The organism is Nitrospiria bacterium, from assembly GCA_036397255.1.
Classification (GTDB): Bacteria; Nitrospirota; Nitrospiria; order DASWJH01; family DASWJH01; genus DASWJH01.
Map to the genome: position 1 here is coordinate 47,215 of DASWJH010000094.1, position 10,161 is coordinate 57,375.

14 protein-coding genes and 1 pseudogene are annotated in these 10,161 nt (G+C 42.1%); 8 read left to right on the forward strand and 7 right to left on the reverse strand.

Annotation, left to right across the window (positions count from 1 at the left end; all coding sequences use genetic code 11):
- The first annotated feature begins 71 nt into the window (after nucleotides 1-71).
- Genes tmk through metG form a run of 3 tightly spaced genes read left to right on the forward strand, consistent with a single transcriptional unit; the run spans nucleotide 72 to nucleotide 3,710 of the window.
- Nucleotides 72-731 carry a dTMP kinase gene (gene tmk / locus VGB26_12715; GenBank protein HEX9758637.1) on the forward strand — a complete coding sequence of 220 codons (660 nt, stop codon included), beginning with the start codon at nucleotides 72-74 and terminating at the stop codon, nucleotides 729-731.
- Nucleotides 728-1,780: a DNA polymerase III subunit delta' gene (locus VGB26_12720; GenBank protein ID HEX9758638.1), complete on the forward strand. Its 1,053-nt coding sequence runs from the start codon at nucleotides 728-730 to the stop codon at nucleotides 1,778-1,780. Before tmk ends, VGB26_12720 begins: the two co-directional genes overlap by 4 nt.
- Nucleotides 1,781-1,790: 10 nt before the next feature.
- Nucleotides 1,791-3,710 carry a methionine--tRNA ligase gene (metG, locus tag VGB26_12725; protein ID HEX9758639.1) on the forward strand — a complete coding sequence of 640 codons (1,920 nt, stop codon included), beginning with the start codon at nucleotides 1,791-1,793 and terminating at the stop codon, nucleotides 3,708-3,710.
- 6 nt (nucleotides 3,711-3,716) lie between these two features.
- Here metG and VGB26_12730 read toward each other — a convergent pair whose 3' ends face one another.
- The gene (locus VGB26_12730) at nucleotides 3,717-4,097 is read right to left on the reverse strand and encodes a YbgC/FadM family acyl-CoA thioesterase (protein HEX9758640.1); all 381 of its coding nucleotides are present in this window, start codon (nucleotides 4,095-4,097) and stop codon (nucleotides 3,717-3,719) included.
- Nucleotides 4,098-4,233: 136 nt separating this feature from the next.
- Complete coding sequence (locus VGB26_12735; GenBank protein ID HEX9758641.1) at nucleotides 4,234-4,452, reverse strand: DUF1653 domain-containing protein; 219 nt, start codon at nucleotides 4,450-4,452, stop codon at nucleotides 4,234-4,236.
- Nucleotides 4,453-4,687: 235 nt separating this feature from the next.
- On the opposite strand from VGB26_12735, the gene VGB26_12740 reads away from it, so the two are divergent.
- The 4 genes from VGB26_12740 to VGB26_12755 all read left to right on the forward strand — a co-directional run bounded on the left by VGB26_12740 (nucleotide 4,688) and on the right by VGB26_12755 (nucleotide 6,725).
- The gene (locus VGB26_12740) at nucleotides 4,688-5,173 is read left to right on the forward strand and encodes a surface-adhesin E family protein (GenBank protein HEX9758642.1); all 486 of its coding nucleotides are present in this window, start codon (nucleotides 4,688-4,690) and stop codon (nucleotides 5,171-5,173) included.
- 272 nt (nucleotides 5,174-5,445) lie between these two features.
- A complete protein-coding gene (locus VGB26_12745; protein ID HEX9758643.1) occupies nucleotides 5,446-5,850 on the forward strand; it encodes a hypothetical protein in 405 nt (134 codons plus the stop codon).
- 30 nt (nucleotides 5,851-5,880) lie between these two features.
- Nucleotides 5,881-6,255, forward strand: a complete 375-nt coding sequence (locus VGB26_12750; GenBank protein HEX9758644.1) for a VOC family protein — start codon at nucleotides 5,881-5,883, stop codon at nucleotides 6,253-6,255.
- Between the two features lie 26 nt (nucleotides 6,256-6,281).
- A complete protein-coding gene (locus VGB26_12755) occupies nucleotides 6,282-6,725 on the forward strand; it encodes a VOC family protein (protein HEX9758645.1) in 444 nt (147 codons plus the stop codon).
- 103 nt (nucleotides 6,726-6,828) lie between these two features.
- Here the strand turns inward: VGB26_12755 and VGB26_12760 are convergent, their stop codons facing one another.
- The 4 genes and pseudogenes from VGB26_12760 to VGB26_12775 form a co-directional block, all read right to left on the reverse strand.
- A complete protein-coding gene (locus tag VGB26_12760; GenBank protein ID HEX9758646.1) occupies nucleotides 6,829-7,260 on the reverse strand; it encodes a PIN domain-containing protein in 432 nt (143 codons plus the stop codon).
- 123 nt (nucleotides 7,261-7,383) lie between these two features.
- The gene (locus tag VGB26_12765) at nucleotides 7,384-7,698 is read right to left on the reverse strand and encodes a hypothetical protein (protein ID HEX9758647.1); all 315 of its coding nucleotides are present in this window, start codon (nucleotides 7,696-7,698) and stop codon (nucleotides 7,384-7,386) included.
- A 104-nt stretch (nucleotides 7,699-7,802) separates the two neighbouring features.
- On the reverse strand, nucleotides 7,803-8,213 hold the full coding sequence (locus tag VGB26_12770; protein HEX9758648.1) for a hypothetical protein: 411 nt from the start codon (nucleotides 8,211-8,213) through the stop codon (nucleotides 7,803-7,805).
- Nucleotides 8,214-8,437: 224 nt separating this feature from the next.
- Nucleotides 8,438-8,663: pseudogene (locus tag VGB26_12775) on the reverse strand (CopG family transcriptional regulator).
- A gap of 250 nt (nucleotides 8,664-8,913) precedes the next feature.
- On the opposite strand from VGB26_12775, the gene VGB26_12780 reads away from it, so the two are divergent.
- Nucleotides 8,914-9,447, forward strand: a complete 534-nt coding sequence (locus VGB26_12780; GenBank protein ID HEX9758649.1) for a YIP1 family protein — start codon at nucleotides 8,914-8,916, stop codon at nucleotides 9,445-9,447.
- Nucleotides 9,448-9,521: 74 nt separating this feature from the next.
- On the opposite strand, the gene VGB26_12785 is transcribed toward VGB26_12780, so the two are convergent.
- Nucleotides 9,522-10,161 (reverse strand): TonB-dependent receptor (locus VGB26_12785; protein ID HEX9758650.1); only part of this gene is annotated, 640 nt, incomplete at its 5' end.

Genomic DNA, 10,161 nt, shown 5'->3' on the forward strand with positions numbered 1-10,161 from the left:
ATTCCTTTTCGATTTTAAAACCTTAAAGAGTTATGGACTCCCGGATATCACTTGTATTAACATGATTCTTCATGAGCGGTTTATTCGTTACATTTGAAGGAATTGAGGGATCGGGAAAATCAACTCAGATCCAAAAACTCGGTTATGCCCTAAACCGCGAAGGGCTATCTACGGTGGTTACCCGGGAACCCGGAGGAACACCTATCGGGGAGAAAATCCGGGAGATCATTCTGGATAAAAATTATCAAAAGATGGCATCAAAAACTGAGCTTTTTCTGTATCTTTCTAGTCGGGCGCAACATATTGCGGAGCTTATTCAACCCTCTTTAGAGAAAGGAGAAATTGTTATTTCTGACCGATTTTCAGACGCCACCTTGGCTTACCAGGGAAATGGAAGAGGAAGAGACACAGAACAGCTAAACCAGTTAAATTCATTCATTTTAAATGGCCTAGAACCCGACCTCACCTTTCTTCTAGATATTGATGTTTCAAAAGGACTTTCAAGGATTAAAAAAAGGGGACCCCTCAACCGTTTAGACCAGGAGAATTTGGAATTTCACCAAAGGGTTCGCGAAGGATACCTCCAAATTGCGAAGGAAAACCCCAAAAGAATTCAGGTTCTTTCAGGAGGGAATGACTCTGAAACCATTCACAAGGAAATCATGCAGATTTTGATCCCTTATTTAACGGATTACCGACAATCGGGGAAGGGTCTCAAAAAAAAGACATGACCGGGGGAAAAATCTTTAAAAAAGTTATCGGCCATCAACAAGCCAAGGAAATCCTCCACCGTTCAATTCTTCAGGAAAAAATCGCCCAGGCCTATCTTTTCGGGGGAGAAAAGGCACTTGGAAAACAACTCCTGGCCTTGGAATTTGCAAAAGGAGTAAATTGTACTCATAGAAAAAAAGGGGATGGAAAAACACCGGCTAATTTTGGATTTTCAGATCCCTGCCAGGAATGCCGTTCCTGTCGCTTAATTGACTCCTCCGCTCACCCGGACATCCATTTGATTCAACCCGAAGGAAATACTTTAAAAGTAAACCAAATAAGAAATCTGCAACAAAAAATTTTTTTAAAACCCCAAATGGGGGAAAGAAAATTTTTCATCCTCAATGACGCTGAAAAAATGAATCGAGAGGCCGCAAATTGCTTTTTAAAAACGCTTGAAGAACCCCCAAAGAATTGCACCCTGATTTTAATTAGTTCAAGTCCCCATCTTCTCCTTACCACTCTCGCTTCCCGTTGTGTGAAAGTCGTTTTCGCCCCATTCACTTTTGATTTCCTGGTAGACGTTTTGGTGACCCAAATTGGAATTTCCCCGGATCAAGCATTGGATATTGCCTATTTTTCTATGGGAAGAATTGGAAAAGCGCTCACCATCCAACCTGATTCCTTTTTCGAAGAAAAAAGGGAAACCCTCCAATTTTTAACCTCTTTTTCTGAAGGGGGAATATCGTTAATTTTGAAAACCGCCGAAATTTGGTCCCGAGACAACGATGTCATGGAAGAAAAAATGTTATGGTTGCTTCTCTGGTTAAGGGAAATTCTATTGATTCAAATGGGATCCCCTCTCCAGCTGGTCAAAGAAGCAAGGGAAATCACAATAATGAAAGACCTTTCCAAAATTTTTTCCATCGACCAAATTCATTGTCTTCACCAAGAGCTAATCCAAGCCAAAGAGGGTATCCTGAGGAACCACAACCGCCAACTTTGTATGGAAAAAATTTTACTCCTCCTCAGAGAGATCATTGCGGAGAACCATATGGTGGCCACCTAGGAAAAATATAATGCCGAAAGAAAAAACATTTTACATTACCACCCCCATTTATTATGTCAATGATGTCCCTCATATCGGTCACGCTTATACCACGGTGGCGGCCGATACCTTGGCACGTTATAAACGTCTCACCGGGTTTCGCGTTCGATTTTTAACGGGAACAGATGAACATGGACAAAAAATACAAAAGGCTGCCCAACTTAGGGGTCTGACCCCAAAGGACTTAGCGGATCAGGTAGTGTTTCGCTTTAAAGAGCTTTGGGAAAAATTAAATATTTCTTATGATGAATTTATACGGACCACCGAAGATAGACATTATCGGGCTGTTCAAGCCCTTTTCGATATGGTCTCGGAAAAAGGAGATATCTATAAGGGAGAGTATGAAGATTGGTATTGTATCCAATGCGAGACCTTTTGGACCGAATTGGTTTTGGTGAACGGGAAATGCCCGGACTGCCATCGCCCGGTTGAAAAACTAAAAGAGGAAAGTTACTTTTTTCGAATGTCTAAATATCAGGACCGACTCCTTCGCTACCTGGAAGAGCACCCGGATTTCATTCAACCCAGAAACCGCCAAAAAGAAATCATTCGATTTGTCCAGGGAGGGTTAAAGGACCTTTCCATCAGTCGGACGAGTTTCGATTGGGGAATCCCTCTTCCCAAAGACCCAAAACATGTGATCTACGTATGGTTCGATGCCTTGACGAACTATCTCACCGCTGCGGGATTTCCTAATGATACGAAAAAGATGCAAGAACTCTGGCCTGCAGACCTTCATGTTATCGGAAAGGATATTCTTCGGTTTCACGGAGTCTATTGGCCTACCTTTCTCATGTCGGTGGGTCTTCCCTTGCCCAAGAAGATTTTTTCCCATGGCTGGTGGACCGTTGAAGGGGAAAAAATGTCAAAAAGCAAGGGAAACGTTATCGACCCCCATGCCATTGTGAATGACGTTGGGGTGGATGCATTCCGTTACTTTCTCCTTCGTGAAGTTCCCTTCGGAGGAGATGGTGATTTTTCAAAAGAAGCATTAACACATCGTTTCAATGGTGACCTTGCAAACGATTTAGGAAATCTTTTAAGCAGAACCATTCAAATGATTGAACAATATTCTAATGGAATAATACCCGCTCCAAAAGGGGATGGGGGTCCCCTTCAAGAAGTGGTTTCCAACCTGTTTAATCCCTTTGAAAAATATATGAACCACCTTGAATTTCACAAAGCCCTTGAAGAAATTTTCAAATTAGTAGACCGGGCCAACCGATATATTGAGGAAACAGCCCCATGGAAATTGGCAAAATCCCCCTCTGACAAAACCCAACTGGAAACCGTTTTATATAACACTGCTGAAGCCCTTCGGGTCACCAGTCTTTTTCTCTATCCCTTTATGCCCAATACCGCCATTCAAATAGCCCAACAACTTGGAATCCGAGTTCAATGGGAAGATCCTTTATTGGAATCCCCAAGTGGACAAATTCAATGGGGAACACTTCAACCCGGTACTCCGGTTCAAAAAAAGGAGCACCTTTTTCCCAGGCTGAATAATAAAGATTCGATCCTAAAAAATCGACCCGTTCAGCAAAAAGAAGACCACTTAACCGAGGGAGAAAGCATTTCCATTCAAGATTTTTCGAAAATCTATCTTTGTGTAGGCCAGATCATTTCCGCAGAGGCCATTCCAAAATCTAATAAACTTCTGAAATTAAAAGTGGATATCGGGTCAGACCAGCGACAAATTGTCGCAGGAATTGGAAAGAAGTACTCCCCTGAAACCCTCATTGGGAAAAAAGTTGCGGTGGTGGTAAACCTTAAACCCGCCAAGCTGATGGGGGTAGAATCTCAAGGAATGGTCCTTGCAGCAGGTGACCAGGAGGTTCAATCTCTCCTCACACTTCTGGAGGATGCCCCTCCCGGAACTAAAATAAAATAAATTTAATTACTTTAAAACCTGAACCATTTCATCGGGCAACCGCCTTGGTTTCCCTTCTGGCCCCAGGCAGGCCATTTTGATTTGACCATCCAACAACAAAGCGTCATTTTTTTTAAGAAATATTTGATGGGTCAGGATAAAACTTGCTTTTCGCATTTCTCCGACAATGGTTTCAATTTTTATTACATCATTGTAGCGGGCAGGTAAATGATAGTGCAAATTCACATGAGTCACCACAAACAAAAAACCCTTTTCCATTAAAACCCCAACATCACAGCCTAAATTTCGAAAAAATTCCGTCCGTGCTCTTTCAAGGTATCTCAAATAATTAGCATAATAAACAACGCCACCGCTATCGGTATCTTCATAATAAAGTCGGATTTCCATAAACCTCCATTCAGTTTTTTTTAAGATAAGGCCTTCCCCCCGCCCTTCCTTTCCTCAAGGCGGCACCAGGGTAAAACATATATTTCCAAGGCTAAAAAACCGACTCCAACCCCAAAAATAAACGGGGAAACCTAAATTAGAAGGGTTTAAAAAGTTTAAATCTCGGCTCTTTTAAACCCTTAACCCCAACCTCCTCCTGAAACATATTTTTAGGGCGAACAAATAATCCGTATTCCCCATAAAGGGCACGATAAACCACCATTTCTTCATCGGTTTCTGAATGAATGGCCACTCCAATGACCTCATACAAATTGCCTTTATAATGGCGATAAATCCCAGGTTTTATTGGTTCCATTGGGCTCCTTAGCCTATTAATAAATTTTATTGGTCTATTTTTAAACAACCGGTCAGAGGAGGAATATTTTGAAAACCCTTTATCCTTTCCAAAACATTTCCTTTTCGTACATTCCCATTAAAAGGTTTCAACTTTTTTTAGGCCATGGGTTTAAAAATGACCCCTGAACCCCTCTGTTGTTTTGAATCCGGTTCTTTCGTATAATCCGATTTTGACAAGAAGTCAACACCACAAAATGTCGGCGGCCAAAATTTTTTTGATTTTAAAAATGAAATTTCAAAAATACAACCCACTGGTGCCTTGGATGACAATGGGTTTGATCTTTGTATTAGGTTTTCAGACTGAAGGAAATGCAAAAGATTGGCCTTTATTAGGTGAGAGTAATCATTATCAATTTTTTTATGATGAGGAGGGTATGAGCACCACCCCAAAAGGTATTATAACCGTCTGGATCCGGTTGATACCCCAAAATGAGAAAAGCAAAAAAAAATATTTCGAGGACAGGAGGGCTTCCGGGTTATCCATGGACGGATACGAGACCTTTGAATATGACCAAAAGTTGATTAAAGTAAACTGCCCGGACCTAACTTTTAGGATTGCTCAAAGAATTGATTTTGGGAAAGGAGGTAGGGTTTTAGGATTTCATAATCTCTCTTCTGAATGGCAACCTATACCTCCCCGTTCCGCCGCAGAAGCTTTGGTGACCACATTATGCCCTTAACTATTTGCTTAAAACTCTCTAACCTTCAACCTTAATAAACCACCACTATTGTCCTCCTTTTCATAACCGGCAGCCCAATCCACCCTACCGTTTACCTTTCAAATTTTCATAAAAATAAAAAGCTTTTTTAAAACACCCACCCGGGGGTCTTTTTTCCAAAAAGGCAATCTTGCTTTTTTCATAAGAACTCGCTATCGTGTTCTACGTTTTTATTCTTTACCCTATCTTTGAAATCTTTCATTTTCTGAACCTGCAAACCCTGGAGAAAAGGAATGGATATTAGACGCGCCACTTATATTGTTATCTCAACAGAGGATCGCTCTGGTCAGTTAGCCCGTTTTTCCAAAAAAATCTCTGAACTCGAGATTAACCTGGAAGCGGTTTGGAGCTTTGGAACCGGAAGAGGAAACGCCGAAATAATTGCCATTCCATGGGATCCCAACCTTTTTAAAAAAGTGGCCCGAGAAGCAGGGTGGGTTTTCAAAGAGGGAAACTGCTTCCATTTATCCGGTGAAGACCGTCCTGGTGCACTGGCGGAAACACTGGACCGGATCGCACAAGAAGGAATTAACCTTCACGCTGTTGATGCCATGGGAATTGAAGGAAAATTTTCGGCTTACGTCTGGTGTGATGATGAAGATCTTGAAAAACTACGAAAAATTTTAAAAGGATGGTAATTTAAAAACTTAATTAAAAGAGGGGAAAAAATGGCAAAAATCATATCCGATTCATGGGTCATGACAGGGGTTCGAAATGTAAAAACCTCTGTCCGTTTTTACACCCAATTGGGGTTAAAACCCACCATCAACCGACCCTATTATGCAGAGTTTAACGTTCCTGGGGGAACAGTTTTAGGTTTTCACGCTTTAGAGAAAAAAAAGTCCAAAAAGGATAAAAACAAAACCCGGATGTCAGATGGCGGGTGGGGAATCATGTTGCGTGTAAAAAATCTAAAAAAAGCAACAGCGGATTTAAAACGAAAAAAAATACGTTGTAGCCGAATTGAGAGCGCCCCTGGAGGAGCTGATTTTTCTACATTACAGGATCCCGATGGAAACCGGTTGGTTCTACTTCAAATGTAATACAGAAAGGGAAAGGGGTTTGTAAAGTGAAGAACCACACAATATTTCATCTTGCATTTCCAGTCAATCATCCCGAAAGAACCAAGGAATTTTATGTTAAGGGTTTAGGATGCACGCTGGGGCGAGAGTCAAAGACCGCCATCATTCTCGAACTCAACGGGAATCAAATTGTGGCCCACCTCACCCAGGAGCCATTACTTTCTCAAAAAGGGATCTATCCCCGTCATTTCGGTTTGATTTTCAAATCCGAAAAGGATTGGAAGGCCATGGCAGAACGGGCAAAAGAAAAGGGTCTTAAATTCCGAATGGAACCCCGCCACCGGTTTCCCGGTACCCGTATCGAACACGGGACCTTCGTCCTGGAAGACCCCTCCCACAATTTATTGGAATTTAAATACTACAAATACGAATCCGCCATTTTCGGGGAGCATGAATTCTCAAAAGTCGGAGACAAGGGAGAGGCGGATTAAAGGGACACAAATTCCAATCGTGGTTGGCCATAATCTTTGAGAGAAAAAGAAAGAATAACGCTTGTCGACAAAGCTGGCAATTTACGAATTAGCCGATTTCTTATCAGAATCCCTGTAAATACTCCTTTGGATCGTATACCTGCACTCCAACCTTTTTTGCAATTTTTCTCATTTTATCATCCCACGTAATCAGTGGATACTGATTCTCATAAGCTACAACTATAAAAATGTGATCGGCACCCTTTGAATACGGAATGTTGATGTTCCCGTATTTTTTGATAAACTGATCATCGATGTGGATAAGTTCCAAGGGTAGTTGCATCTTACCTGCAAAGAAAGGAGGAAGATACGTTCGATCAACCGAAGAAATTCTTTTGAGATTACACCATACCTCGAACCACCCATGAGCTGGCATGCTTATAAGTTGATCGTACCTGACGATCTGATCAATAAAAGCAATGGAATCATTTCTGTGGATTGAGCCACGTTGAAACGAGTTAATCAGAACATTGGAATCGACGATAATCTTTGCCATAATGATATATATCTAACGATCTGTATCATCCACCATTGAAGATAGGAAGAGCAACACAACGCAAAGCTTTTTAAAGAACTGTGGCGATACGGTTTTTAAATGATTTATTAAAGCCCCAACATTTTAAAAAAAATTTGGGTCTCCAATTTTTTCTCCAAACTGAACCGTATTATGATCAATATAAAACCCATGTTTTTCTAAAGTGTCTAAAGCATTAATTAGGGCTTCGGCGGGATCATGAGATTTTGACGTAAAGGTTTTCCAAGAACGATTCCACCAATGCAGTTTCCTAAGCTTGACTTTCGTAATAACGAGATATCCGACCTTATCAATTAACATTAAGCATACAGATACCTTTCCAGGAATTTTCCACTCAAATGTATTTTTATTCGAAGCACGACTTTCAATTCTTGGAATTTGTGTAAGATTTTCAGTCATATTAGCTCTCTAAAACCCTACCGCTACTTAGAAGATTGCAAAGGAAAGAATTACCAACGCCAGTCCGATTACAACAAATTTTTTCGAACAGTTTTTTCAATCATTCAGTAGTTCCAGGACCCATCTTCGTTCCATCTGGACATTTTGGGGTTCACCAAACCAATATTCTGGAAAAAAATCCCAGTCAGACTTCGATCATCCTGTACAAAGGCTCCTTTATCACGACATTTTCTATCGGGTTCATAGCCTAACCTATGAGCCTCACCTGCGGTAATGAGTCGAAGGCCTGCCGTCGCTTTTATGCATGGAGGTGCGAGGTAGGTTTTCGACCCATCGTTTGCGTAAACTACAGCATGATCAGGCATAACTCTCGAAGATTTGATGCCCAGCCCAATGATTAACAGAATTCCCACTACCGCGGCCACAATTTTCAGGGTAAGGAATATCTTTCCCACAGACATTTCGTTGATTGAACAGTATTTAGACTGATCCAAATTTTTTTTGAACCGCGTCAAATCTCGTCTTGATTCATGTTGATCTTCAGGTCTCCTTTTTTAAGATGCCTACTCCTTTTCAACGAACAAACGTAGACGCGATTCTTCTTTATCAGGAAACGGGGAAACGGGTCAAATCTCGTCTAAAACGGGGAAACGGGTCAAATCTCGTCTTGATTCATGTTTATGTTGAAGATTCCCTCAGCAAGCTGGGAGGGATCTTCAGTAGTTGAACTCAGGTATCTTCAAGATGCTTTTTCAAGACGCTCAGCGACCCAGACTTTGATGATGGATTGTCGCGGCACGCCGAGACGTTTTGCTTCTTTAATCTAACAAATGGATCACCCATAAAGGAAAATCCACATTTACTCTCTTTTGTTCCTGCTTGGGCCTTCTCGCCTTTGACACGTCAAGATATTTGGAAATATCCTTTCCTTCACCAAACTTCTTGTCAAAGTCACGCGCTTTCATATATATCAATCTATTGGTTTCATATTAAATTCATAAAGGAAATTATTCTGAGGTTGGAAAACAACAGAAAGAAAATAGGGAACGATGATTAATTATAATTGTCTTTAACCTAAAAAAGCAATCCCCTCTTGAAAGAGACCTTTTGATTTGTTTTTTCAGATCAACATGTTAATAGTTTTGCATTTTGGTTAAATTTTGGTTTTAATGGTCTATATCAATTCAAACCCCAATCGAATGGAGGAGAAGATAAATGAACGATTTAATGGACCGGATGATTCGTGCTGCGATGCTCGATGTGCATCTTTATGAGGAGGTGGAAGCGGACAAAGGGGCGATGGGACAGGCGACGCTGGTCGTGGTTCTATCCGGTATCGCCGCTGGAATCGGAACCATGGGGGAAGGGGGCCTCGGCGGGATCATTTTGGGAACGGTTGCCGCCCTTATCGGGTGGTATATCTGGGCATTTCTGACCTACTTCATCGGAACAAAAGTACTTCCGGAACCCCAGACCCATGCAGATCACGGCGAATTATTGCGGACCATCGGGTTTTCAAGTTCTCCGGGACTCCTCCGGGCGTTGGGAATCCTTCCCGGAATGACAGGGGTCGTCTTTTTCGGCGCCTCGGTTTGGATGCTGGTGGCCATGGTGATTGCGGTCCGGCAAGCGTTGGATTATCAAAGCACGTGGCGGGCCGTGGGGGTTTGCGTCATCGGCTGGATCATCCAGTCCATCATTCTGGTAATACTGTTCACCCTATTGGGCGGCAGTCCTAAATCGGTATAGTCTGGACCATACAGGATAAGGTTCTTATACCGTTATTTTGACTCTCCCGGATCTAAATCACCTTAAAATTTTCCTTAAAAGGTCGCCTTCACTCCAATTCTCGGAACAATTCCCGGTGACGGAAATCCAACCGCCTCCTCGTAATCCGCATCGAAAAGATTATCCACCGCCAAAAAGTATTCCCAGTTCGGTTCAGGCTTCCAGGTCATCGCCAGATCCACCCGGACATAATCATCCAACCGGCGGTCTCCCGTTGGAATCGAGGAATCCAAAACCTTTCCGACATATAACGTATCTAAATGTAAAACAAGTTCCAAAAAAGGTTGCCATTGAATTGCTACGCCTCCTCTCCATTTCGGCCGGTTCCTGAGTTCTTCGTCCGTGTCTTTGATATCCGTTTCTAAAAAGGTGACATGGGAAATCACATCCAGTTGCGGAACAGGCCTTACGGAAAATTCGGTTTCAATACCTTTTGATATAATTTCAGACCGGTTAACCAGTTGGGGGGGCGGGCCTTCCTGCAGATCGATCGCCCCTTTGAACCGGTTATAAAAATAATTCACTTTGAAGTTTGCCCGGTTTTTCCACAAGGCCTGCTCGATCCCCAAATCGAAACTTTTACTTTTTTCCGGATTTAAGTCCGGATTCCCGACAATCGGGTTTCCCAACGCAAAAAAACTCGGAAGTTTGAACCCTTCCCCCGCACTGATCCTG